Annotated in this window: 22 protein-coding genes; 13 read left to right on the top strand and 9 right to left on the bottom strand. The window is 56.7% G+C overall.

Annotation, left to right across the window (positions count from 1 at the left end):
• Positions 1–26: 26 nt before the first annotated feature.
• Positions 27–629 carry a LysE/ArgO family amino acid transporter gene (locus tag AC4LF3_RS14415; protein WP_491835550.1) on the bottom strand — a complete coding sequence of 201 codons (603 nt, stop codon included), beginning with the start codon at positions 627–629 and terminating at the stop codon, positions 27–29.
• Position 630: 1 nt separating this feature from the next.
• On the bottom strand, positions 631–1,029 hold the full coding sequence (locus tag AC4LF3_RS14410) for an ACT domain-containing protein (protein WP_074824740.1): 399 nt from the start codon (positions 1,027–1,029) through the stop codon (positions 631–633).
• 87 nt (positions 1,030–1,116) lie between these two features.
• Here AC4LF3_RS14410 and AC4LF3_RS14405 point away from each other — a divergent pair, with 87 nt between their 5' ends.
• From AC4LF3_RS14405 to AC4LF3_RS14395, 3 genes are all read left to right on the top strand, one after another.
• Positions 1,117–2,007, top strand: coding sequence for a LysR family transcriptional regulator ArgP (locus AC4LF3_RS14405; RefSeq protein ID WP_491835548.1), 891 nt, complete (start codon positions 1,117–1,119; stop codon positions 2,005–2,007).
• 12 nt (positions 2,008–2,019) lie between these two features.
• On the top strand, positions 2,020–2,973 hold the full coding sequence (locus AC4LF3_RS14400; RefSeq protein ID WP_312508761.1) for an NAD-dependent epimerase/dehydratase family protein: 954 nt from the start codon (positions 2,020–2,022) through the stop codon (positions 2,971–2,973).
• 100 nt (positions 2,974–3,073) lie between these two features.
• Positions 3,074–3,985 carry an ATPase gene (locus AC4LF3_RS14395; RefSeq protein ID WP_491835546.1) on the top strand — a complete coding sequence of 304 codons (912 nt, stop codon included), beginning with the start codon at positions 3,074–3,076 and terminating at the stop codon, positions 3,983–3,985.
• 44 nt (positions 3,986–4,029) lie between these two features.
• Here AC4LF3_RS14395 and AC4LF3_RS14390 read toward each other — a convergent pair whose 3' ends face one another.
• Genes AC4LF3_RS14390 through AC4LF3_RS14380 form a run of 3 tightly spaced genes read right to left on the bottom strand, consistent with a single transcriptional unit; the run spans position 4,030 to position 6,589 of the window.
• A complete protein-coding gene (locus AC4LF3_RS14390; RefSeq protein ID WP_125912868.1) occupies positions 4,030–5,079 on the bottom strand; it encodes an alkene reductase in 1,050 nt (349 codons plus the stop codon).
• 21 nt (positions 5,080–5,100) lie between these two features.
• A complete protein-coding gene (locus AC4LF3_RS14385; RefSeq protein WP_125912867.1) occupies positions 5,101–6,264 on the bottom strand; it encodes an MFS transporter in 1,164 nt (387 codons plus the stop codon).
• A 28-nt stretch (positions 6,265–6,292) separates the two neighbouring features.
• Positions 6,293–6,589 (bottom strand): ArsR/SmtB family transcription factor, encoded by a 297-nt coding sequence (locus AC4LF3_RS14380; protein ID WP_019366736.1) that lies wholly within the window; start codon positions 6,587–6,589, stop codon positions 6,293–6,295.
• 361 nt (positions 6,590–6,950) lie between these two features.
• Here AC4LF3_RS14380 and AC4LF3_RS14375 point away from each other — a divergent pair, with 361 nt between their 5' ends.
• The 6 genes from AC4LF3_RS14375 (at position 6,951) to AC4LF3_RS14350 (ending at position 13,957) form a co-directional block, all read left to right on the top strand.
• Positions 6,951–7,631, top strand: coding sequence for a YiaD family glycine zipper/OmpA-like lipoprotein (locus AC4LF3_RS14375; protein ID WP_122041964.1), 681 nt, complete (start codon positions 6,951–6,953; stop codon positions 7,629–7,631).
• Between the two features lie 186 nt (positions 7,632–7,817).
• Positions 7,818–9,971, top strand: coding sequence for a putative bifunctional diguanylate cyclase/phosphodiesterase (locus tag AC4LF3_RS14370; RefSeq protein ID WP_026004070.1), 2,154 nt, complete (start codon positions 7,818–7,820; stop codon positions 9,969–9,971).
• Positions 9,972–10,161: 190 nt separating this feature from the next.
• The gene (locus AC4LF3_RS14365; protein WP_491835542.1) at positions 10,162–10,746 is read left to right on the top strand and encodes a YceI family protein; all 585 of its coding nucleotides are present in this window, start codon (positions 10,162–10,164) and stop codon (positions 10,744–10,746) included.
• A gap of 26 nt (positions 10,747–10,772) precedes the next feature.
• On the top strand, positions 10,773–11,933 hold the full coding sequence (locus tag AC4LF3_RS14360) for a phospholipase D-like domain-containing protein (protein WP_434134651.1): 1,161 nt from the start codon (positions 10,773–10,775) through the stop codon (positions 11,931–11,933).
• A 65-nt stretch (positions 11,934–11,998) separates the two neighbouring features.
• Positions 11,999–13,276 carry an acyltransferase family protein gene (locus AC4LF3_RS14355; protein ID WP_491835539.1) on the top strand — a complete coding sequence of 426 codons (1,278 nt, stop codon included), beginning with the start codon at positions 11,999–12,001 and terminating at the stop codon, positions 13,274–13,276.
• A gap of 96 nt (positions 13,277–13,372) precedes the next feature.
• Complete coding sequence (locus AC4LF3_RS14350) at positions 13,373–13,957, top strand: DJ-1/PfpI family protein (RefSeq protein WP_010795265.1); 585 nt, start codon at positions 13,373–13,375, stop codon at positions 13,955–13,957.
• Positions 13,958–14,018: 61 nt separating this feature from the next.
• Here the strand turns inward: AC4LF3_RS14350 and AC4LF3_RS14345 are convergent, their stop codons facing one another.
• Complete coding sequence (locus tag AC4LF3_RS14345; protein WP_010795264.1) at positions 14,019–15,542, bottom strand: fumarate hydratase; 1,524 nt, start codon at positions 15,540–15,542, stop codon at positions 14,019–14,021.
• 303 nt (positions 15,543–15,845) lie between these two features.
• Between AC4LF3_RS14345 and AC4LF3_RS14340 the strand changes: the two genes are divergently transcribed.
• The gene (locus AC4LF3_RS14340) at positions 15,846–16,955 is read left to right on the top strand and encodes a GGDEF domain-containing protein (protein ID WP_404625006.1); all 1,110 of its coding nucleotides are present in this window, start codon (positions 15,846–15,848) and stop codon (positions 16,953–16,955) included.
• A gap of 1 nt (position 16,956) precedes the next feature.
• Complete coding sequence (locus AC4LF3_RS14335; RefSeq protein ID WP_491835536.1) at positions 16,957–17,895, top strand: iron-sulfur-binding ferredoxin reductase; 939 nt, start codon at positions 16,957–16,959, stop codon at positions 17,893–17,895.
• 43 nt (positions 17,896–17,938) lie between these two features.
• On the opposite strand, the gene pyk is transcribed toward AC4LF3_RS14335, so the two are convergent.
• Complete coding sequence (pyk, locus tag AC4LF3_RS14330) at positions 17,939–19,390, bottom strand: pyruvate kinase (RefSeq protein ID WP_010795261.1); 1,452 nt, start codon at positions 19,388–19,390, stop codon at positions 17,939–17,941.
• A 227-nt stretch (positions 19,391–19,617) separates the two neighbouring features.
• Here pyk and AC4LF3_RS14325 point away from each other — a divergent pair, with 227 nt between their 5' ends.
• On the top strand, positions 19,618–20,001 hold the full coding sequence (locus AC4LF3_RS14325) for a hypothetical protein (protein ID WP_491835533.1): 384 nt from the start codon (positions 19,618–19,620) through the stop codon (positions 19,999–20,001).
• A gap of 92 nt (positions 20,002–20,093) precedes the next feature.
• Positions 20,094–20,453 carry a PilZ domain-containing protein gene (locus AC4LF3_RS14320; RefSeq protein WP_010795259.1) on the top strand — a complete coding sequence of 120 codons (360 nt, stop codon included), beginning with the start codon at positions 20,094–20,096 and terminating at the stop codon, positions 20,451–20,453.
• A gap of 24 nt (positions 20,454–20,477) precedes the next feature.
• Here AC4LF3_RS14320 and AC4LF3_RS14315 read toward each other — a convergent pair whose 3' ends face one another.
• Positions 20,478–21,809, bottom strand: coding sequence for a DUF58 domain-containing protein (locus AC4LF3_RS14315; RefSeq protein ID WP_491835531.1), 1,332 nt, complete (start codon positions 21,807–21,809; stop codon positions 20,478–20,480).
• Between the two features lie 11 nt (positions 21,810–21,820).
• The gene (locus AC4LF3_RS14310) at positions 21,821–22,822 is read right to left on the bottom strand and encodes an AAA family ATPase (protein ID WP_491835529.1); all 1,002 of its coding nucleotides are present in this window, start codon (positions 22,820–22,822) and stop codon (positions 21,821–21,823) included.
• Positions 22,823–22,833: the final 11 nt, after the last annotated feature.

Raw genomic sequence — 22,833 nt, 5'->3', positions numbered from 1 at the left:
CCATGTAACAAACCCGACAGAAGGTCTTATGGCTTGTAAAGGATGAGCTGTATGGCCGTGATCAGCATGACCGTTCCAATCGCCATATCGATCATGCGCCATACGCGCGGCCGGGTCAGGTAGGGTGCCAGCTGCGCCGAGCCGATTGCCAAAGTGAAGAACCAGAGAGCAGACGCGCAGCCCGCACCGATCGTAAAGGCGAGTGGTGCCGGCTGCTGGTTACCTAACGCTCCGAGAACCAGAACGGTATCCAGATAGACATGGGGATTGAGGAGCGTAACGGCCAGCGCAATGCCCAGCGTCTTGCCCAATGAGCGGGGTGCCGCCGCTGCGCTATGCAGTGACTGTGATGTGAGTGCTCGTCTGTAGGCGCAGGCGCTGTAATAGATCAGAAAGATAATACCAGTCCATTTGAAGGTGCTCATTAGCCAGGCATTCCCGGCCAGTAAGGTGGCCAGGCCAAACACGCCAATGGTTACTAGGCTGATATCGAAGAACAGACAAAGCGCGGCCACAGGCAGGTGATGTTCCCTGCGCAATCCTTGAGCAAGGATAAATGTGTTCTGCGCACCGATGGCTATGATCAGACCGCCCATGGTCATGAGTCCTGTCAGATAGCTCTGCCACATCTTATTGGCCCGCCAGCGTGAGTAGGGCAGCCATGGCGCGTGCTTGGTCCGCCTCTGCGACGAAGAGGTGATCATGGTAAAAGCCGGCGACTACATTGCAGCTGATGCCCTGCTGTGCCAAGGCGTTCGAAAACGCGGCAGTCAAACCAACAGCCTCCAGTGCGGAGTGAACGTTCAGGGTGATCCAGGCAGCTACGTAGGTATAGGAGAGCGCTAAGCGGTCAGCATCTTGCCTGGTCAGTACAACGGTCAGGCCTTCCTGCTCCCTGAAGGTTGCCAGGGGGATTACGTCCTGTGGCAACGTCTGTTCATGCAACGAGCAAAACACGTATTGGCCTGGATTGAGCACAGGCTGCATCTGGCTCAGCAGAAGCGAAAGATCATGAATGGCGTGAGACATCGGTGTTCTCCAGAAAGGGATGGCCAGTCTGGAGAGAAAGCATGTATAAGAAAAACAAATAGTGCTGATCAGTCATTAGGAAAACTGATGTTTGATTATAAACTTTTGGCTGCGCTCGCCGCTGTCGTAGAGCAGGGCGGTTTTGAGCGCGCGGCACATGTACTGGGATTGTCCCAGTCTGCGGTCTCACAGCGAATCAAGCTGCTGGAAGCCCGCATTGGACAGCCTGTCATTGTGCGTACATCACCACCCACCTCTACTGATGTAGGGCAAAGGCTTCTAAACCATGTTCAGCAGGTGCGATTGCTTGAACGCGACCTCCATGGTCAGGTGCCGGGGCTTGATGAAGCCAGGACGGTGGAGCGTTTGCGGGTCGCCATCAATGCCGACAGTCTGGCTACCTGGTGGGCGGCCAGTGTTGGCCCCTTCTGTACCAGGCAAGGAATCTTGCTGGATCTGGTTGTCGAGGATCAGGAGGTGGGACTCAAGCGTATGCAGGCCGGGGAGGTAGCCGCCTGCGTCTGTGCCAGTGCGCGTCCGGTCGCCGGTGCCCGGGCGGTACTGCTGGGCGCCATGCGTTACCGGGCAGTCGCCAGCCCCGCCTTTCATGCACATTACCTGTCCGAGGGCGTAACGGCTGAGCGCCTCGCTCAGGTGCCTGCAGTCGTCTATGGGCCGGATGATCAGCTTCAGCATCATTTCCTGGCACGGCTGGGCTTTACTGGTCATTTCGATCATCATCTATGTCCTTCTTCGGAGGGCTTCGTGAAAATGGTCGCCAACGGGCTTGGCTGGGGGTTGCTCCCTGATCTGCAAACCCAGGCGGAGCGCGAGCGAGGCGAATTAATTGATCTGGTGCCGGGGCAGGTGATCGATGTGCCGCTGTACTGGCATTCCTGGCGTAACGGTGGTGATTTGCTGGCGGCCTTGACTCGACATCTGGAGAGCCAGGCAGCCTGTTGGCTGGTAGCGACTTGACGGGGAGATCTGATGCGAATTCTGGTGACGGGCGCGAGTGACTACATTGGTGCACGCCTCGCCCTGGATCTATTGGCGGACAAACATTTGGTGCGTATTCACGGTCAGCCGGGAGCTATGCTCGATGCGTTGGTAAAGCAGGGCGCTGAATATATCCCGGGGACCCTGACCGACACGGAGCAGGCGCGGCGCCTGTGTGATGATATCGATGCCGTTGCGCATTGTACCGATGGCGTAGGCGATCTTTCGGCGCAGGCCATGGACGCCAGTTTTTCCTTTATCGAGGCCTGCCTGCATATGCGGGTCTCGCGCCTGGTCTATCTATCTTCCAGCCATGTTTACGAAGCGGGAGGGGAGGCGCTCAAGGAGGATGCCGTACCTGCCAAGCCGCGGACAGTCGAGGCGCAGCGTCGCTTGCAGATCGAGCGCCTGGTTTTTACAGCAGCAGAGTTCGGTTTGGACGTCATTGTGTTGCGCCCTGCCCAAATTATTGGGCTGCCTGATAACGCTTGGGCGCCAAAGCTTGTTCAGCTCAACCGTCAAAAACGCCTGCGTCAATTGGGTAACGGTCTTAATCGCTGGGACTTCACTAGCATGAACAGCCTTTGCACAGCCTTGGGTGTTGCACTTATGACCGAGCACCCAGACGCACTGAACAAGGCTTTCAACTTGAGCGAGGGGCAATCTCAGCCGGTATGGGACGTGGTGAATTATCTGATGCGCCGTCTGAAACTACCGGTTCTGGGGCAGGCCACGGCTCGCATTCAGCCAAAGGTTCTGCTGCAAGATATGCTTGCTGCAATCAAATCCGCCAGAAAAGAACGTGACCCCGATCCTCTGCACCTGATGGATCGCAATTTTACACTGGATATCAATCGGGCCCGCGATATCCTGGGTTTTCAACCCCAGACTACGGTCTGGAAAGCTTTGGATGAATATATTGAAAACCGCTCCGCAAGGCGATAACGCCAGACTGCCAGCACTGTGATGGCATTTGTATACTAGCTTTTTGAGAGCAAGCCCCGTGCCTGTCGGCTCATGCTTTTTTCACCAATGAAGGTCCGCCATGCGAAACGATTCATTTGATGAACTCGACAATGTACCCAGCCTGACGCCTGACAAGGACCTTAGCGAAGACTTTGGGCGTGCCAGCCACGGTCGGCATCATCGCCATGCGCCTGTGGAACAGGGGCGGGAAGTCGAGGCCCATGTCGCGGCTAATCCCCAAGAGCCATTACGGGCTTCGCGTGGAGCCAAACCGGCCCGCGTTCCGAGCACAGGTCCTCTATGGGCATTGATTGCGGCCATGATCATTGCGTTGGCGGGGCTGGGTTGGTGGAGCCATCAGCAAATTCAGCTCATGCAGGAGCAGGTCGTCGCGACCCAGGAGAACTTTGCACGAATCAGTGAAGAAGCTGCCGGTCGGCTTCAGGATATCTCGGGCAAGCTGGTTGCCAGCGAGTCAAGCGGGACGTCCAGTCGAGAGTCCTTGTTGTTGCGGCTGAAAAATATCGAGACCAAGGTAGCAGACGTGGCCCGCCAGCAACAGGCAGCGGTGGATGCGCAAAGTGCCCTGGACAAGCGAATCGACCAGCTGGCTGCTGACTTCAAGACGCAGCAGGGCAACGCTTCAGATCTGAATGGCCGTATAACGGCGTTGGCTGATGAGCAGGCTGTCCTGAAAGCGGCGCAAGGGGATTTGAAACGCTTCAGTGATCAGATCGATTCGCTCACGGCGCAAAACAAGAGTTTGCAAGCAGATATCGCCGCGCTCAAGAAACGGGGCGACCCTTCTGGTGCTATCGAAAACCTGCAGCAGGATCTTCTTGTACTGCGCAGTGAGCTGGACTCACGTAGCAACAACAGTGGACCGGATTCCGCTTCGTTCGATGCGTTCAGGGCCCAGACCGTGCGCAATATCAGTACGATTCAGACCCAGCTGCAGAACCTTCAGCAGCAGATTAACACCCGCCGCTGACATTCTTCAGACATGAAAGCCCCGCCAGAGCGGGGCTTTTTTTATTACAGCCGAGGGTAATCGATATAACCTACAGGGCCAGGCACGTAGAAGGTTTCCGGGTGAGGCTCGTTCAACATGGCCTGACGGGCAAAGCGCTCCGGCAGGTCAGGGTTGGCGATAAACGGAACACCAAACGCCACAGCGTCGGCGGTTCCACTTTCCAGCCAGGCATTGGCGCTGTCATGGGTGAAGCGTTCATTGGCGATAAAAACGCCGCCAAAAGCGTCCTTAAGTTGTGGACTAAGGCTGTCATCAGCTTCAGCCTCACGGGCGCAGATAAAGGCAATGCCGCGCTTGCCCAGTTCACGGGCCAGATAGCCGAAGGTCTCGGCCGGATTTTCGTCGCCCATGTCATGCAGGTCACACCGAGGCGAAAGGTGAACGCCTACACGATCGGCGCCCCAGACATCGATACAGGCATCGGTCACTTCAAGCATCAGGCGAGCCCGGTTTTCAATGGAGCCACCATATTGATCGGTACGCTGGTTGGTGCTGGTTTGCAGGAACTGGTCCAGCAGATAACCATTGGCCCCGTGAACCTCTACGCCATCGAAACCTGCTTTTCTGGCGTTCTCGGCACCCTTGCGGTAAGCCTCGACAATACCGGCAATCTCTTCGGTTTCCAGGGCGCGCGGGATGACGTATTCCTGCTTGGGACGGACCAGGCTCACATGACCGTTGGCGGCGATGGCGCTTGGAGCCACCGGCTTTTCGCCCTGGAGGTAAAGCGGTGCGGAAATACGACCTACGTGCCAGAGTTGCAGCATGATGCGACCGCCTGACTTGTGCACGGCTGAAGTGATCTTTTTCCAGCCCTCCACTTGTTCGTCGGACCAGATGCCCGGGGTATTTGGATAACCCACGCCCATTGGATCGACGGAGGTGGCCTCGCTTAAAATCAGACCAGCCGACGCACGCTGCGCGTAGTACTCGGCCATAAGGTCGGTAGGGACGCGATTATCATCTGCGCGACAACGGGTCAGCGGTGCCATAACGAAGCGGTTCGGCAATTCCAGTGCGCCGATTTTGATCGGATCAAACAGGTTGGGCATGGTAACGACTCCGTAGGTGAATCATTGGCTGACAGCCAAGCCGCTTTTCCGGGCATGGCTAAAGGTCAGTAGGGTCAGAATCAAGGCAATCAGGGCCAGTCCCCCGGCAGCCAGCGGAACGCTGGTCAGGCCCAGTCCATGGGCGATAACGCCTCCTCCTACCCAGGCGCCCAGCGCGTTGCCGACGTTGAAAGCGCCAATGTTCAAGGTAGAAACGAGGTTGGGTGCGTCCTTGCCAAAGGTGACCACGTTGATTTGAAGTGCGGGAACCGCTGCAAAGGCGCAGGCTGCCCACAGGAACAGGGTGATCTCGGTAGCGACCATGCTATGACTGGTCCAGGCCAAAAGGGATGACACGACGGCCATCGCGATGAAGATACCTATGAGTGTTGTGGACAGACGCCAGTCTGCAAGGCGTCCACCCAGGATGTTGCCGAAGGTAAGGCCTACACCGATCAATAGCAGCGTACTGGTTACACCGTACTCTGACAGGCCTGTTACATCAGTAAGCAGCGGTGTGATGTAGGTGAAGAGGGCAAACATCGAGGCAGAGAACATCACTGTCATCGAGAGGGACAGCCAGAAACCGGCCCCCTTCAGCGCCGCCATTTCACGGCGCAGGTCGGTTTTTTCCTGTGGCGCCTTGCTGGGCAGAACGAACCAGAGACCTGCCAGCGCAAGGACACCAATGAGGGAGACGGCCGCAAAGGTTGAACGCCAACCGGTTGCCTGTCCTAGTGCTGTGCCCAGCGGTACGCCAAGAACGTTCGCCAGCGTAAGGCCTGTGAACATGAGAGCGACGGCAGAGGCCCGGCGGTTCGCTGGGACCAGGCTGGCCGCTACCACCGAGCCGATACCAAAGAAGGCACCGTGGCAGAGCGCCGTGATGACGCGAGCCAGCATCAGGATGTTGTAGTCTCCGGCTAAGGCGCAGAGCACATTGCCAATGATAAAGATACCCATCAGAACGAGCAGGGCCATCTTGCGTGGCCAGTTAGCCGTCACCATGGCCATGAAGGGCGCACCGATTGCAACACCCAATGCATACCCGCTGACGAGCCAGCCGGCAGATGGGATGCTGACATGAAGGTCGTTGGCTACATTGGGCAAAAGCCCCATGATCACAAACTCGGTGGTGCCGATGGCAAAGGCGCTAAGCGCCAGCACTAATAATGAAGCGGGCATCGCATCTCTCTATGTTAAGGCGGAAAAATCAGAGCTCTCGGCCCAGCTGCTCGACGAAGGCATTGATCACTGCTTCGTTACGCTTGTAGAAGACCCATTGGCCAACACGCCGGGTTGTAACGAGACCGGCACGCTGAAGCGTGGCCAGATGAGCCGAGACTGTGGATTGGGAAAGTCCCGTTTTCTGATCGATAAGGCCTGCGCACACGCCAATCTCCAACGGGTGGTCCTGTTGGATGAAGTGTTTTTCCGGTTCGCGCAGCCAGGCCAGAATCTCTCGTCGGACGGGGTTGGCTATCGCCTTGATCAGATCATCGATATCCATAATGTTCGCATATCGGTTTATCGGGATAAGACGAACCTTATATCGAAATGAAACGATATACAATGTTGTTTAGCTACCTAATGTCTGATGCAGATACGCTGATTGTTTAAGAAGGTGTGTCGGCATCTGGTCGTACACTACCGTTTAGCGGTTTCGTCCAGAGAGGGGCACGTTTATCGACTAGTCTTGTGCGGTCGTTCAGCCGTTTCGCTGAAGCGAATTGATTATTCGTCCTGATACCGGTAAACCGCTCTTTCGCCATGGGTTCATTAGGACTTTCATGCGAAAGCATGACTGCTCATGGCTAGTCTTTCTGTGAAAAGAGCAGTTTTCACAGGTCCGTTAGAAGTTGGAGAAGTTCATGGCGTCTATGAAGCGTCCTTTGATTCTGGCACTGGCCGGTGCGCTACTTGCAGGGTGTGCATCCAGTAATCCTTACGAAAACCAGGGCGGTAGTGGCGGATCCCGTACCGCGACCTATGGCGGCCTGGGCGCATTGGCAGGTGCTGTCGCCGGCGCAGCCATCGATCATAACCATCGTGGCAAGGGCGCTTTAATTGGCGCGGCGGCGGTAGGCGCGGCGGCAGCGGGCTATGGTTACTATGCTGATCGTCAGGAAGCCGAGCTGCGTCGCCAGATGCAGAACACTGGCGTAGAAGTACAGCGCCAGGGTGATGACATCAAGCTGATCATGCCGGGCAACATCACGTTTGCAACGGATTCGGCCGATATCGCCGGTAATTTCTACAAGCCGTTAAACGATCTGGCGACATCCTTTAAGCAGTTCGATCAGAACAGTGTCGAAATTGTGGGCTATACCGATAGTACAGGTAGCCGTGCTCATAACATGGATCTGTCCAATCGACGTGCCCAGAGTGTAGCGAACTACCTCGTCGCTCAGGGTGTCGATGCTTCACGCGTCAGTACACGCGGTGCCGGGCCGGATCAACCGGTCGCGACTAATGCGACCGCTGATGGCCGTGCCCAGAACCGTCGTGTCGAGGTCAATCTAAGGCCGTTGCCTGGTGCAGTGACCCAGTAAATGCACCCCTCCGTGATGCTACCGTTCAGCGGAATCTGGTAGCGTCACGGTTTGGTCAAGAAAATGGCGCTGTATTTTTGTTGTTCTGGATAATAACCTTATCGCCAAACCTCGGTTCTATTACTGGCATGCAGTAGGGCCTTGCCGAGTGCTCGAAGGGAGGAGTTGTATTCAGTGCAGTACGAACTGAAAGGAGGCGACACGGAAAGTCCAGTTCCTAATACCAATCAGGGGCCTGTACTGCTCGTTGTCGATGACCGGGTAGAAAACCTCATGGCCATGCAGGCACTGCTTGAAATAGAGGACTGGCGTGTTTTGACCGCCAACTCGGGTGAGCGTGCCTTGAGATACTTGCTCGATGAGCCTATAGATCTCGTACTGCTGGATGTGCAAATGCCCATCATGGACGGCTTCGAGGTCGCTCGGATGATACGCGGCAATCTGCGCACCCGCTTTACACCAATCATCTTCGTTTCTGCCGAGGCTCACTCTTACGAGGCTGTTCTACGAGGCTATGCTACCGGTGCGGTGGATTACCTGCTCAAGCCGGTCGATCCCAACATTCTACGGCACAAGGTGCGCTCCCTTCTCGAACATGAGCGCAATCGTCGCGAACTCCTGCAGCTGAGTCAGCAGCTGGAGCTTGCCAAGGCATTTAGTGACTCCCTGCTCGACAATGCGGCAGAAGGCATTCTGGTCGTTAATGAGCATGGCCTGATCACATTTGCCAATGCGGCGATTGCCCGCATGCTTAAGCGTCATATTAGCGATCTCGTAAACTCCGAGTTCATGGCTCATCTGAGCAATCCTGACTTAGGGGATAGCTGGGCCGACTCGACGTTCATGGAGCACTACGAAAGACGTGAAACCTATCGCCTGCATGATGCCAGTCTGTGCACATCCCGAGGCGGCATATTGCCGGTGACTCTTTCCTGTGCGCCTCTGCCGCGGATGCAGCGCGCCATGGTGATGATTGCACTCGACATGTCCATGATGCGCGAGCTGCAGGATCAACTGGAATCGCAGGCGGTTACCGATGCCTTGACCGGTTTGCTCAACCGGCGGGGCTTCAACCAGACCCTGGAGGCAGCACTGGCTCGTACGGGGCGTAACGGCAAGCGCATGGCCGTTCTCTACATTGATCTGGATGGCTTCAAGAAGGTGAACGACTCGCTTGGTCATGAGGCTGGCGACCGTGTGTTGTGCATGATTGCCGAACAGCTCAAAACCTGTATGCGTCCTTACGATGTACTGGCGCGTATGGGCGGTGACGAATTCACCGCGTTGCTTGATACCTTGGATCATCCCGAGGATGCCGCCCGGGTCGCCGAAAAGCTGCTTGAGCTGATGACCAAAACGCACACTGTTGACGGTGTAGAGGTCAGCTTGGGCGCAAGCATCGGGATCGCGAGCTATCCCGAGTGTGGTCATAGTGTCGACGGATTGCTGCGCTCGGCCGATATCGCCATGTATGAAGCCAAGCGAGGTGGCCGCCAGCAATACCGCTTTTTCTCACCGGAGATGAATGGCCGTGCACGCTCCCGCCTCATGCTGGAGGAGAGCGTCCGCAACGCCATCGATAACAAGGATTTCGTGCTGGCTTATCAGCCTCAGGTATACCTGAAAAACGGCAAGCTGCGCGGCTTTGAGGCCTTGTTGCGGTGGGAGCATAACGTGGCGGGCAAGGTTTCACCGAACGTCTTTATCCCGCTGCTGGAAGAGACTCGGCTGATAAATCGCATCGGTGACTGGATCTTTCGCGAAGGCGCCATGAAGCTGCAAAGCCTGTCCGAAGTCTACGGCAACGGGCTTTTGCTGAGCATCAATTTGAGTCCTGTCCAGTTCGGCATGCCGCAGTTGGCTGAAAGCCTTCGGCAGATCATTGACAGTTATGGTCTGCGCCCCGATCAGCTAGAGATCGAGGTGACCGAGACGGCTCTGATGCATGACATTGATTATACCCGTGCTCAACTGGCACAACTGCGGGCGCTTGGTGTTAGAACAGCCGTGGATGATTTTGGTACGGGGTATTCTTCACTGGCCTACCTGCGTCACTTCGAACTCGATACCTTAAAGATCGACCAGTTGTTCATTGCCAATATGCTCGACTCGCCACGCGATGCTGCAATCGTCAGCACTATTCTTGAGCTGGGACGTAACCTGGGGCTTGAGGTCGTGGCAGAGGGTGTCGAAACACTGGAGCAGCGGGAGTGGTTGCTTGAGCACGGTTGCGAGATCATGCAGGGCTTTCTGGTTTCCAAGCCGCTCAATTCCGATGTGACCCAGCATTTTCCTGATCGCGTGGACTGGAGCAGTCGTCGTCCCGACTACTCGCTATAGAAGTGTCCTTGCTCACACTCCTCATGTGGGCAGGGAACTCGCCGTTGTGATGGGTGCCGTATAAGCCATACCGTGATTGGATCAGGTCCGGCCGGGTCTATCGCTGCGCAAGGAAGGCGCTCGCAAGAGCGCTCATGCCAATACTGTGCGGTAAGGTCCTGGTGAGCCGGACAAACTCTCAGGAGAGCTCATGCGCGCATTTATCCTAGCCCTCACAGTGGTCTTCAGTCCTTTTGTCTTCGCGGATTGGCAGGTTGAGTCAAGCTACTCTCGTGTCAGCTTTGTAACCGTGAAGCGCGGCAACATGGCTGACGTTCAATTTTTTTCTACCGTAACGGGCGTGATCGATCAGCATGGTAGTGCTCGATTGGCGCTTCCATACGAGTCACTGGACAACACCCTGGCGCTACAAACCGAGCGGATGAGAGAAACTCTGTTCAAGGCAGATCAGTATCCGGAAGCGGTCATTACCAGTCAGATCGATCTGCCTACCTGGGAGCAAATGCCGGTAGGAAGCATTCGCCAGGAAAAGCTGGACTTCGAGCTTGAAATCAACGGCCAGAAGCAGCGCTTGAAAGCGGATGTTTCGGTTACCCGAATCGGGGAAACATTGGTTCAGGTCAGTACTTTGCAGCCGGTGTTGATCAAGGCGATTGATTTCAGCCTGTTGGAAGGGCTGGACAAGCTCAAGGAAATTGCCAGTGTCTCCTCGATTACACCTGAGGTGCCCGTTTCTGTGCTGTTAACCCTTCGCCACGTGCCTACCCCTACCTGAGTGGCGGGCTTTTCAGGAGCGTCATCATGCCAGGTGCGGTGTATCCATGGCGCGAACAAAATGAATATGAGCTGCTGGTTGATGGCGGGTGTTTTTTTCCTGCCATGCTGGAAGCCATATCCAAAGCCCGGTATAGCATCGACATCGAACTCTATCTGGTAGAAAAGGGCTCGTGTGCAACTGCCCTGATGGAGGCCTTGATTGAGGCGGCGCATCGGGGAATACAGGTGCGTTGTCTTTTCGATGGTTTTGGTACGCTCAAGATGGACGACATGCACCGGACCCAGTTGAGCGAAGCGGGCGGTCAGGTGCGTATCTATAATCCGGTAGGTCTCTGGCGTGGCTGGCGCAACCTATACCGTGACCATCGCAAGCTCCTGATTGTGGACGAGTCGCAGGCCTTTGTGGGTGGAAGCGGGGCAACCAATGACTTCTGGACGCCAGGGGAGGAGCTTTGCCAGTGGCATGAAGTGATGGTGAGCATGCGCGGGCCGTTGGTGTCCGACTGGATGAGCCTGTTCCAGCGCCAATGGCAAGCCTGCCATCAGCGGCATGCTTGGAAGCCTGAGGCCAGCCGTGGTCGTATTCTGGTTCCAAGACCGCCGCAGGCAACTTCGGGTCTTGGGCGGGTGGCCTATGCTGATGCTCGCCAGCATCGGGACATTGTACTGTCCCTCGTTCGAGCCCTGATTGTTGCCAAGAAGCGTATCTGGTTTGCTACGCCATATTTTCTACCGTCCTGGCGGGTCAGGCGAGCCTTGCGCAAGGCTGCTCAGCGAGGCGTCGACGTGCGCCTGATTCTGACGGGCCGGCATACGGATAATCCTCCCGTCCGTTTTGCCGGGCAGCGCTATTATCCGCGCCTGCTCCGGGCGGGCGTGAAGATCTATGAATATCAGCCGCGGTTTTCCCACCTCAAGATGGTTCAGGTCGATGACTGGGTCAGCGTAGGCTCATGCAATTTCGATTACTGGAACCTTCGGTTCAACCTTGACGCTAACCTGGAAGCCATTGACCCGACGCTGAGCCAGGCCGTCAGCGAGTGCTTTCTAGCGGACTTCCAGCAAAGCCGCGAAATCACGCTACAGGATTGGCGCAACCGTCCTTGGTGGAAACGCTTGCGTGAACGTCTGTGGGGCACGCTGGACCGTCTGGTGCTGACCCTTCTGAGCAAGCGTAAGTCTTGAGTAAAGCAAGCCTTGCATTTTTTTAAGGCGATACACTACGCGCCTTGCAGTAAGGAGTGAGCGTAATGCTCAAAATAGAAAAACAACGATTCATTGGGCTTGAGTGGCTTCGCTTCCTGATGGGTCTTTATGTGGTCATCTACCACACCATTCATTTTTATCCCGAACGCAAAACCGTTCCGTTGCTGGACGAACTGACCAGTATGGGTTTTTTTGCGACCAGTACCTTCTTTGTTCTGTCCGGGTTCTTGCTGGCGCACGTCTATCTCACTGATAACCAGATGCGAGAGCCTGCCAAGAGTTTCTGGGTTAAGCGATTCTCCAATCTGTATCCTATCCATATTTTCGCGCTGCTGTTTTCCATAGTCGTCGTAACCTGGATCGGCTTCATGGCCATACCGCCTGATGGAGCCAAGGCCAGCGTCCGGTTCGTGGTTTACGACACCAACGAGGTGCTGGCCCGAACCAATCCGGAACTGTTCCAGCACTACATGACCAATCTGGAGCTTGCATTCAATGGGTTGCTGCAGATGACGATGCTGCAGGCCTGGAATCCCTACTACCTCACCTTCAATGCGCCGCTCTGGTCCATCTCGGCGTTATTCTTTTTTTATCTGGTCTTTCCCTATGCGGCGCCGCGCCTGATGCGTGCGCGCAACAAATGGGGTGTGCTTGCCATCATAGGCCTGTGCTACCTGATTCCTCCTGTTCTGGTGATCTGGAGCCAGGATTACGGCATGCCGTATACTGGTTTGCTGCAACGAGTCCCGTTGCTGCGCCTGCCGGAGTTTCTGGCTGGCATCGTGGCGTATGGCCTCTTCCGTCAGCAAAGTGAGCGAGGCGCGCAGCCAAGCCGGGCCATCCGCCTGGTGATGACTGGCTATCTGCTATTGAGTTTTGCAGTGGCCACCGCGCTGTTTACCCATGGTCCTAAATTCTGGTACTTCTTGCTTCATAACGGTCTGTTACTGCCGTCTCAATTGATACTGGTCTATCTCAGCGCATTGGCGCAGGAACCCAAGAGCGAATGGCTTAAACACTGGTCGCCCCGGCTGGGTGCGGCGTCATTGTCCATGTTCGCACTGCATGTGCCATTGTCAGGACTGTTCATGACGCTCGAGAAATGGATTATGGGTGACTTCCCGCTGTGCTTTAGCAACTGGAGCGCGTGTATCGAGGCTGCCGGTCACGTAGAGAACGCCATCGAGGTTTACGGACTCTTCCTGCTGTTTGTGATTTTCATCTGTGTGATTTTCCAGGAAGAGGCCGTGGCACCTACCCGGCGATGGTTGATCAGGCATTTGTTGCCCAAGGTAGAAAAGACCAGGCAACTGCCTACATAGCGCACAGGAAACTTTCAGGCGAGGGGTCTGCCAGGGAACTGCAGGTGGACCCTCTGCTCGAAGAACAGTCGAACCCACCTTTGGAAGGAGACTGCTATGGCGGCAAAGAAAATTCTCATGCTGGTAGGTGACTTCATCGAAGACTATGAAGTGATGGTGCCTTTCCAGGCGCTACAGATTGCCGGACACCAAGTGGATGCTGTCTGTCCAGGCAAGGCACCCGGCGATACTGTGCAAACCGCCATTCATGACTTCACCGGTGAGCAGACCTACAGTGAAAAGCCGGGCCATCGCTTTACGCTCAATGGGGACTTTGCCAAGGCACGTGTAGACGACTATGACGCTCTGGTCATTCCTGGAGGGCGGGCACCCGAGTATTTGCGCGTCAACGAACAGGTGCTTGAGCTGGTAAGAGGATTTTTCAAGGCCGACAAGCCCGTTGCTGCACTGTGCCATGGTCCCCTGATCCTGGCAGCGGCCGGCGTGCTCAGGGATGGCGTTGAGTGCAATGCCTATCCGGCGTGTGCGCCTGATGTCAAAGGGGGCGGTGGGACCTATATTGAATTACCCATGGACGGTGCTCATGTCAGCGGCAAGCTGGTAACCGGTCCGGTGTGGACCGCTCATGTGGAGTGGTTGCGCAAGTTTCTGGAGGTGCTCGGTACACGTATCGAGCCTTGAGTCAGTGGTGCAGATGCAATAAAGCCCGGCTGTACCGGGCTTTATTGTTCATCCTACAGGCTTAGGAAACCTCAACCGCCAGACTTTCAGCGATTTTCTTCTGCCAGATTTGCGGGCCGGTGTTATGCACGGACTCACCATTGCTATCGACCGCAACGGTGACCGGCATGTCCTTGACCTCGAACTCATAGATCGCTTCCATGCCCAGCTCCGGGAAAGCCAGGGTCTTGGAGGCCTTGATCGCCTGGGCCACCAGATACGCTGCACCGCCTACGGCCATGAGGTAAACCGCCTTGTTGTCCTTGATCGCTTCAATGGCGATCGGGCCGCGCTCGGATTTGCCGATCATGCCGAGTAGACCCGTTTGCTCAAGAATCTGACGGGTGAACTTGTCCATGCGGGTAGCCGTGGTGGGGCCTGCCGGACCTACGACTTCGTCGCCAACCGGGTCGACCGGGCCAACGTAGTAAATGAAGCGACCCTTGAGGTCTACGGGAAGCGTCTCGCCCTTGTTCAACATGTCGACCATGCGCTTATGTGCAGCATCACGGCCGGTCAGCATCTTGCCGTTGAGCAACAGGGTCTCGCCTGGTTTCCAGGTCAATACTTCTTCCGGGGTTACCGTATCCAGGTTGACGCGACGTGCAGAAGGGCCGGCTTCCCAGACAATTTCCGGATAGGCATCCAGCGGCGGAGCTTCCAGGGCAGCGGGGCCAGAGCCATCCAGAATGAAATGGGCATGGCGTGTCGCTGCACAGTTCGGAATCATGCACACCGGCAGCGAGGCCGCGTGAGTTGGATAGTCCTTGATCTTGACGTCCAGGACTGTGGTCAAGCCGCCCAGGCCCTGAGCGCCAATACCCAGCTGGTTGACCTTTTCGAATAGCTCCAGGCGCAGCTCTTCGATACGGTTCTGCGGGCCGCGGGCTTTCAGTTCATGGATATCGATTTCCTCCATGAGCGATTCCTTGGCCAGAACCGCTGCCTTTTCGGCCGTACCACCGATGCCGATACCCAGCATGCCGGGCGGGCACCAGCCTGCACCCATGGTCGGAACGGTTTTCAAAACCCAGTCGACGATAGAGTCGGACGGGTTGAGCATGGCCATCTTGGACTTGTTTTCGGAGCCGCCGCCCTTGGCTGCAACATCAACCTCAACCTTGTCACCAGGAACGATGCTGTAGTGGATGACAGCCGGGGTGTTGTCCTTGGTGTTTTTGCGCGCACCGGCCGGGTCGGCCAGGATAGATGCACGCAGGACGTTTTCCGGCAGGTTATAGGCGCGGCGAACGCCTTCGTTGATCATGTCGTCCAGGCTCATTGTGGCGCCGTCCCAGCGCACGTCCATGCCAACCTTGACGAATACGGTCACGATACCCGTGTCCTGGCAGATCGGACGGTGGCCGGTCGCACACATGCGCGAGTTGATCAGGATCTGGGCCATGGAGTCGCGTGCGGCAGGGGATTCCTCACGCAGGTAGGCCTCGTGCATGGCCTGGATGAAATCCACGGGATGGTAATAGGAGATGAACTGCAGGGCATCAGCAACGCTCTGGATCAGGTCATCCTGCTTGATCACGGTCATGTACGCGCTCCTTATTAGGCTATCAGTACTGCGCGGTTCTCGTGTCTCGTCCGTGGCGTCGTTTTGGAAGCAGGCGAAAGTCGTCTGATCACGAAAAGCAGCGTCCGGGCGCGCAGGTCCGGCTTCCAACACTGAGAAAAGAAGTCCAGACACCACGTCTAGGGTGTAGCCGACACGACAAAGGCGGGGCAGTATAGCGCTATGAGACGCTTGAGCGAAGCCGACCAGCTGATAAGGAAATACGTCACAGAAACAGGGTAAACTGCTGGCTAATTGCTATGCCATGGATCAGGTGTCGTCACCATGCGGGATCTTACTGTCACGCGCAGCATCAATGCGTCTGCCATCGGTCATCAGGTATTGCCTCTAGCCGTGGTTGTGCTGGCGTTGCTCCCATTGCTGCTGTCTACGGCTGTGGGATTCTATTCATCTTCCATTGCCTCGTTTTTTGCCGACACGCTAGGCTTTCTGGCGGGGGTCGCCGTAATGACGGGAGTGATTGTCTGGGGCGGTGGCAAGCATCTGAAGGCCTTACCGCTTGAGCCCTATATTATCGTCTCGATTCTGTTTCTGACGTATTCCCTGACCCATATCGTGCATTTGCGCGGTACCTTTCTGGTGTCTTATGTACTCGTATTGATGCTGGGTATATTTCAGATACGACTGGCGGCGTTTGTACGCTGTGCGCTGCTGGCCTACGGTGCCTATGTAGGGTTGTGCCTATGGATAAACCTTGAGCCACAGGACAGCCGGACCGTCAGAATGATGATTGTCCAGAGCATCATATTAGCCATTGTTCTGGTTTCCATGGTGCTGTTTGCTCGCTACCACCACCGTATCCGCTACCAGCTCAACGCTCGGCGGGACGATCTGGAGCGGCATCAGGACAACCTGCGCCATGTGATGCGTCAGTTGGAAGCTCAGGTGATTACGGACGAGCTGACGGGGCTGCGTAATCGCCGTTATTTTCTGCAAATAGCCAGTGAGGCGCTTCATCGGTTGGGGCATGGCCGAATGCACGGGCTGGCATTGATCGACATGGATTTTTTCAAGCAGATCAATGATCAGTTTGGGCACGGAATAGGCGATCTGGTGCTTAAAACGTTTGCCGAGGTGGGCGAGGCCTGCTTGCGAGAGCAGGATGTCCTGGCGCGTTACGGCGGCGAAGAGTTTGTCCTCCTGCTGCCCTTTAGCGATCCGCAGCAGCTGGTAGTCTGCTGTGAGCGTTTACGTGAAGCCTTTTCAAGGACGGTGTTCGAGCATGCTGATCTGGGCACCCTGACCGTTTCGATCGGCATGAGCCTCATCATGACTGGACGTACCCTTGAAGAGTCGTTACTGCTGGCCGATCAGGCGTTGTATCGTGCCAAGCGTAATGGGCGTAATCGCTGTGAGGTTTCATGGGAGAGCTGACGTGCCTAAGCTTGAGGTAGGAGCATCGGCCTGGACAGTCGAGTCGGATCGCAACCTGCTCGACAGCCTGCTCGACGTAGGCCTGGCAGTGCCTTTCAGCTGTCGGGCGGGCAGTTGCCATGCATGTCTGGTTCGGTGTCTTGAGGGGCATGTTGCAGACGCGCAGCCGGAAGCGCTGCCTCCTGAACGGCGGGCCGAAGGATGGCGGCTGGCCTGCCAGTGCCGCATTGTAGGTGATGTTCGAGTATCGATTTTCAACCCTGAAGAAGATGGGATTTCTGCGACGCTGACGGCTGTCGATTGGCTAGGTGCAGATGTGGTTCGCTTACGTATGCAGCCGGAGCGTTCCGTACGTTATCGACCGGGGCAGTCCGTAGTGCTCTGGCTCAACGGTATTGCTCGCTCCTACTCCATAGCCAGTTTGCCTGGCGAGGCACCTTGGCTTGAGTTTCACATCGATTGCAGCCGTCCGGGCCAGTTCAGCACTGCTGCACGCCGAATGAAACCAGGTGATCAATTGTGCCTGGGGGCATTAAATCCCAGTGCGCTGCACTATCCGGCGGAACAACCCGATTCTCCGTTGTTGCTGCTGGGCTCTGGCTCAGGATTGGCACCGCTTTGGGGCATTCTTCGTGAAGCGCTGGATCAGGAGCATGCTGGGCCGATCACGCTAGTACACCGGGCGCGCGAGGCGTCTGGGCATTACTTGAGGCCAGCATTGGATAGATTGGCCGCCGAGCAACGCACTCTGAATGTCGAGTACCTGGATGAAAAGGGGTGGGAGCCGTGGCTCAAGACTTTGCGGCTATCCAGTCGGCGTACGGTCGCGTTGGCTTGTGGCAGTCCCGCATTTGTTGAGGCTGTGTCCCGTCGATTATTCATGGCAGGGCTTCCGCGGGGACAATTGCTGACAGAGACCTTTGCATCCAAGGCTCTCTAGCATTAAAAAAGCCGCCCGAAGGCGGCTTTTTTGTGAGCAATAATCAGACGAGCAGATCACCGACACGGTACATCTTCATGGTGTTGGTGCCGTCACGCTTGGTGTAGCTGTCGCCCTTGGTCAGGATGACCCAGTCGCCACGCTCCACGATGCCGCGCTTGAGCAGTTCGTCTACGGCATTCTGGCTGACTTTGTCAGCCGGCATCGACTTGGGATCGAACGGAATGGTATAGACGTTGCGGAATAGTACGGTGCGCGCCTGTGTTATGCGGGATGAAGCAAACGAGAAGATTGGAACGGAGGATCGTAGGCGAGACATGATCAACGGGGTATAACCACTGTCGGTCAGGCTGATGATGGCCTTCACGCCCGGGAAGTGGTTAGCCACATAGATGGACGCCAGCGCGATACTTTCGTCCCAACGGGTAAAGGTCTGCCCCAGGCGATGGCTGGACAGCTTGCTGGTAGGCTGCTTTTCAGCACCGATACAGATGCGGGCCATCGCCTTGACGGCCTCAACCGGGTACGCACCGGCAGCCGTCTCGGCGGACAGCATCACGGCGTCGGTGTTGTCGAGTACGGCGTTGGCAACGTCAGACACTTCGGCGCGTGTCGGCATCGGGTTGGTAATCATCGACTCCATCATTTGCGTAGCCGTGATAACCGCTTTGTTGAAGCGGCGCGCATGGGAAATGATGCGTTTCTGGATGCCTACGAGTTCGGCATCGCCAATCTCGACGCCCAAGTCACCACGGGCCACCATGACTGCGTCACTGGCCTGAATCAGACCGTCCAGTGCTTCGTCATTGGCTACAGCTTCGGCGCGCTCGATCTTGGCCACCAGCCAGGCCTTGCCACCGGCTTCTTCCAGCAGGCGACGGGCTTCGTGCATATCTGCTGCATCACGTGGGAAGGACACCGCCAGATAGTCCACTTCCATGGAGCTGGCAAGTTTGATGTCTTCGCGATCCTTGTCGGTCAGGGCCGGTGCGGTCAGACCGCCGCCGCGACGGTTGATGCCCTTGTGATCCGACAGCGGGCCGCCGATCAAAACGACGGTATGCAGTTCATTGGCCGTTACGCCTTCGACGCGCAGTACCACGCGGCCGTCATCAAGCAGCAGCTCATCGCCGACATGGCAATCGGTCACGAGGCCCGGATAGTCGATACCAACGACCTCCTGGGTGCCAGCATCACGTGGATGGGCCGTGGACAGACGGAAGGTGTCGCCTTCCTTGAGCTGAATGCGCTTGTCAGTGAATTTGGCGATACGGATCTTGGGACCCTGAAGATCGCCCAGCAAGGCCACATGACGGCCATGCTTGGCAGCCAGTTCGCGTACCAGCTGACCCCGTGCACGGTGTTCATCCGGGGTTCCGTGAGAAAAGTTCAGGCGGGCCACATCGATACCGGCAATGATGAGCTGCTCGAGCACCTCAGGCGAATTGCTGGCTGGGCCAAGGGTGGCAACGATTTTGGTACGGCGATAAATCATTCAGGTTTTCCTTTCAGATGGTTTCAACCGTGATCGGCAATGAAACGGGCCGAATCTGACGTTTGGCTTCAAAGGCTACTGTGCATTGTAGCCTTGCTGAGCGTCCAGGCACATGAAAGGTTTCATCTCCGTGCGGCAATCCTGAAAAAGTAATGCTTGAATTAACCGGTGAGCTGCGCTTCAGGCCTGGACGAGCCTGCCGATAACCCGGCAACGGAGGATCAATCATGCGTCATATCTTATTTTCGCTCGTCGTCGTGTCGCTGGCCGGCTGTACGGGTGCGTCCATGAATCGTCACATGGACAAGGCTTACGATGCCTATACTGAAGGTGACTGCGATCAGGTCATGCTGGAGCTGTCCCAGGCCGAACGCAAGAGCCGGGCTCGCCCGTGGGTTCAGCCGGAGATTTCCATGCTGCGTGGTCAATGCCTTGAGCGGCAGCGTTTGTATGTCGATGCGGTGGAAACCTATCGCTTCATCGAGAGGCGTTACCCCAGCAGCGAGTATGCGTACCGGGCCAGAATCGATACGCTCACCCAGCTGGGACTCGATGGTTCCAGACCGGTAATCGTTCAGCCACAGCCGCTCAAGCCGGTGCTGGCCAAGTAAAGATGCCCTTTCGCATGCTTCTGGTTATGCTTGTGGTCTGATGGGTGCCGACTGGAGCGGCATCAGACTGCAGTGACTTCCGGGATGGGTCCATGAAACAGAATCGTCATATCGAGCGCCATCAGTTACCGTACTTTCTGAAGGTGTTCAATCGTTTCACTGATAGGCCCATGGGCTATCTGGGTAATATTTCCCTGGACGGGATGTTGCTCATTAGCCAGCTACCGCTGCTGGTTGGGGCCAGATTCGAATTGCGTTTGAAGGTGCCGGGTCAGGACGGGCAGTTGCACTTCATTGACTTCGATGCCAACTGTCAATGGAGTCGGGAAGACGTAACGCCAGGGTATTACGATTCAGGCTTCTCGATCTCGGCGCCACCGCATGAGTTCACCGAGCTGGTGGAGTCGCTGCGTAACTATTTCAGCTTTCACCCCATGCAGCAGTCCGTTTAGGCAGACGAACGCTGCAAGGCTTAGTCAGAGGGTTCCGGCGCGTTTCCAGGTGAGATACTGATTGACCAGTTCAGGGCCTAGGGCGGCCGGACGTGTATCGATGAGCGCAACACCCTGGGCCGACAGGCGCTCGTGCAGCGACTCCCTGGCCTGGCGGTAATCCATGGCCCCACAATATTCCAGCGCATCCTCGTAGGTTTCTATCGCCTGCTGCATCTTCGTATCCAGAATATCTTCACGCAGGCTGGCAATCAGCATGCGGTGCTGGCGACCGAGATGGCCAAGGGCAAGCCTTAGATCATCGTCGTCTTCATCACGCAGGTTGGTGACCAGGATGATCAGGGCACGGCGACGCTGGCGGCTGAGAAGCTGCTGGGCGGCTGAACTGTAATCGGCAGGGGTCAGTGTAGGCTTGAGATCATAAACGGCATTGAGCAGCCGGCCCAGCTGCCCATGGCCTTTGGCAGGCGCCACGTGCCGTGGTTGCTCCTGAGCAAAGGTGCTGATACCTACGGCATCGCCCTGGCGAAGGGCAACGTGGGCCAGAAGCAGGCACGCATCCAGAGCCTGGTCGAAATGCGACAGCTCACCGTCCTGGCTACGCATACGCCTGCCGCAGTCCAGGAGCAGCAGGATCTGCTGGTCCCGTTCCTCCTGATATTCGCGGGCGATGAGCATTTTCTTGCGTGCCGTGGCTTTCCAGTCCATCTGCCGCAACGTATCGCCCTGGCGAAACTCTCGCAGCTGATGAAACTCGAGCCCCAGGCCTCGTCGAGGTTTCTGCCTGACACCCAGTTGACCCAGCCATTGCTCGCCCGCCAGAGGCGATGAGCTATAAAGACGGGCAAAGTCCGGGTAGACCCGTGCGTCTCCAGGGTGCTCCAGCCGGTAACGGCGCTGCCAGAATCCCAGTGGGCTGGGCAGGATACAATCACAGGCCGGAAAGCGGATATGTCCTCGCTCCAGAGGTCTGATCCGGTAGTGCGCCTCGGTCTGTTGGCCGGGCTTTAGAGTCATCTCCAGCGGTAGATGCTCGTGGGTCACGGAGGCGGGGATATGGTCGAACAGCGTGACGGAGCATTCGCGGGGATAGGAATGATGCAGCGTAAGCTGAACTTCGCTCCAGCGTCCTAATGATAACTGCCCGGGTAGCGTACGCTTCAGGATGGGAGGGGCGCGTCGATAGGTACTGACAGCATCGCCTCCGGCCATCAGCAAAAGCGCCAGCAAAGCGCCCCACCAGACGGTATGTAGCGTGTCAGCCACGGAGAGGCCCAGCGCCTCGAGCGTACCGAGGATCAGTCCTGTCCCAAGCAGTCCGGTCAGGATCAGCAGAAAACGTCTGGAGGGCTTCATAAAGGCACGAATCAGAGGCGAGGGGCTGGGGATTGATCAATGATCTGCCGCAGCACCTGATCAACCGTAATGCCGTCGATTTCAAGTTCTGCCGACAGTCTAATCCGGTGGCGCAAAACGGGCAGGGCACACTGCTTCACGTCATTGGGCAGAACGAACTCGCCACCCCGCAGCAGGGCTCGCGCACGCGCGCCGCGGAGCAGGGCGATAGAGGCACGAGGCCCGGCGCCCAGCATGATGCCGGGCCAGTTACGGGTTGAGCGCGCCAGCCGCACGGCATAATCTAGCACTTGGTCGTCCACCGGCAGGTCCGCTGCAATCTTTTGCATGGCCATGATTTCCTTGGCTTGCAATATTGGGCGCAGAGGCGTGACATCCAGCATGTCGCTACGTGTAGAGCGAGTGACCTGTCTGACCAGGGCGCGTTCGTCTTCTTCGCCGGGATAGTCGATATAGAGCTTGAACATGAAACGGTCCAGTTCCGCCTCTGGCAGCGGATAAGTGCCTTCTTGCTCTATCGGGTTTTGGGTGGCTAATACCATGAAGGGTTGAGGAACTGGCAGCGCTCGGCCTTCCAATGTAATTTGCCGTTCCTGCATGACTTCAAGCAATGCCGCCTGGGTTTTTGCTGGCGCACGGTTGATCTCGTCGGCCAGCAAAAGGTTGGTAAAGGCAGGTCCCTTGCGTAGCTTGAACTGCTCCGTCGCCAGGTCATAGATGGCATGACCTGTGATGTCGCTGGGCATAAGGTCCGGCGTGAACTGAATACGTGCAAAACTGCCTTCGAAACAGCGAGCCAGCGCGCGAACCAGCAGGGTTTTGCCCAATCCGGGTGCACCTTCAATCAAGACATGCCCCCCAGCCAGCAGGGCGGTCAGGACATCATCAATTACTGTGCTCTGGCCTATCAATGCCTTATTGAGGGCTTGCCGCAGCGATTGAGCGAGGCTGCTGGCGCGTTGACGCTGTGCCGTATGATCAGGGGGCGTGGGAGTCGCAGTAGGCTCGGTCATGGCGTATTTCC

The sequence above is a fragment of the Pseudomonas sp. C2.3V genome (assembly GCF_058536325.1).
The sequence above is the reverse complement of the archived record's forward strand: the minus strand, read 5'-3'. Positions and strand labels throughout refer to the sequence as shown.

Bases quoted from the DNA above. Each gene is read 5' to 3' on its own strand.
- AC4LF3_RS14400 (WP_312508761.1), top strand. From the start codon at position 2,020: ATGCGAATTCTGGTGACGGGCGCGAGTGACTACATTGGTGCACGCCTC.
- AC4LF3_RS14310 (WP_491835529.1), bottom strand. From the start codon at position 22,822: ATGACCGAGCCTACTGCGACTCCCACGCCCCCTGATCATACGGCACAG.
- AC4LF3_RS14365 (WP_491835542.1), top strand. From the start codon at position 10,162: ATGCGCGCATTTATCCTAGCCCTCACAGTGGTCTTCAGTCCTTTTGTC.
- AC4LF3_RS14405 (WP_491835548.1), top strand. From the start codon at position 1,117: ATGTTTGATTATAAACTTTTGGCTGCGCTCGCCGCTGTCGTAGAGCAG.
- AC4LF3_RS14320 (WP_010795259.1), top strand. From the start codon at position 20,094: ATGAAACAGAATCGTCATATCGAGCGCCATCAGTTACCGTACTTTCTG.
- AC4LF3_RS14415 (WP_491835550.1), bottom strand. From the start codon at position 629: ATGTGGCAGAGCTATCTGACAGGACTCATGACCATGGGCGGTCTGATC.
- AC4LF3_RS14360 (WP_434134651.1), top strand. From the start codon at position 10,773: ATGCCAGGTGCGGTGTATCCATGGCGCGAACAAAATGAATATGAGCTG.
- AC4LF3_RS14325 (WP_491835533.1), top strand. From the start codon at position 19,618: ATGCGTCATATCTTATTTTCGCTCGTCGTCGTGTCGCTGGCCGGCTGT.
- AC4LF3_RS14375 (WP_122041964.1), top strand. From the start codon at position 6,951: ATGGCGTCTATGAAGCGTCCTTTGATTCTGGCACTGGCCGGTGCGCTA.
- AC4LF3_RS14350 (WP_010795265.1), top strand. From the start codon at position 13,373: ATGGCGGCAAAGAAAATTCTCATGCTGGTAGGTGACTTCATCGAAGAC.
- AC4LF3_RS14385 (WP_125912867.1), bottom strand. From the start codon at position 6,264: ATGCCCGCTTCATTATTAGTGCTGGCGCTTAGCGCCTTTGCCATCGGC.
- AC4LF3_RS14340 (WP_404625006.1), top strand. From the start codon at position 15,846: ATGCGGGATCTTACTGTCACGCGCAGCATCAATGCGTCTGCCATCGGT.
- AC4LF3_RS14410 (WP_074824740.1), bottom strand. From the start codon at position 1,029: ATGTCTCACGCCATTCATGATCTTTCGCTTCTGCTGAGCCAGATGCAG.
- AC4LF3_RS14355 (WP_491835539.1), top strand. From the start codon at position 11,999: ATGCTCAAAATAGAAAAACAACGATTCATTGGGCTTGAGTGGCTTCGC.
- pyk (WP_010795261.1), bottom strand. From the start codon at position 19,390: ATGATTTATCGCCGTACCAAAATCGTTGCCACCCTTGGCCCAGCCAGC.
- AC4LF3_RS14390 (WP_125912868.1), bottom strand. From the start codon at position 5,079: ATGCCCAACCTGTTTGATCCGATCAAAATCGGCGCACTGGAATTGCCG.
- AC4LF3_RS14380 (WP_019366736.1), bottom strand. From the start codon at position 6,589: ATGGATATCGATGATCTGATCAAGGCGATAGCCAACCCCGTCCGACGA.
- AC4LF3_RS14315 (WP_491835531.1), bottom strand. From the start codon at position 21,809: ATGAAGCCCTCCAGACGTTTTCTGCTGATCCTGACCGGACTGCTTGGG.
- AC4LF3_RS14345 (WP_010795264.1), bottom strand. From the start codon at position 15,542: ATGACCGTGATCAAGCAGGATGACCTGATCCAGAGCGTTGCTGATGCC.
- AC4LF3_RS14395 (WP_491835546.1), top strand. From the start codon at position 3,074: ATGCGAAACGATTCATTTGATGAACTCGACAATGTACCCAGCCTGACG.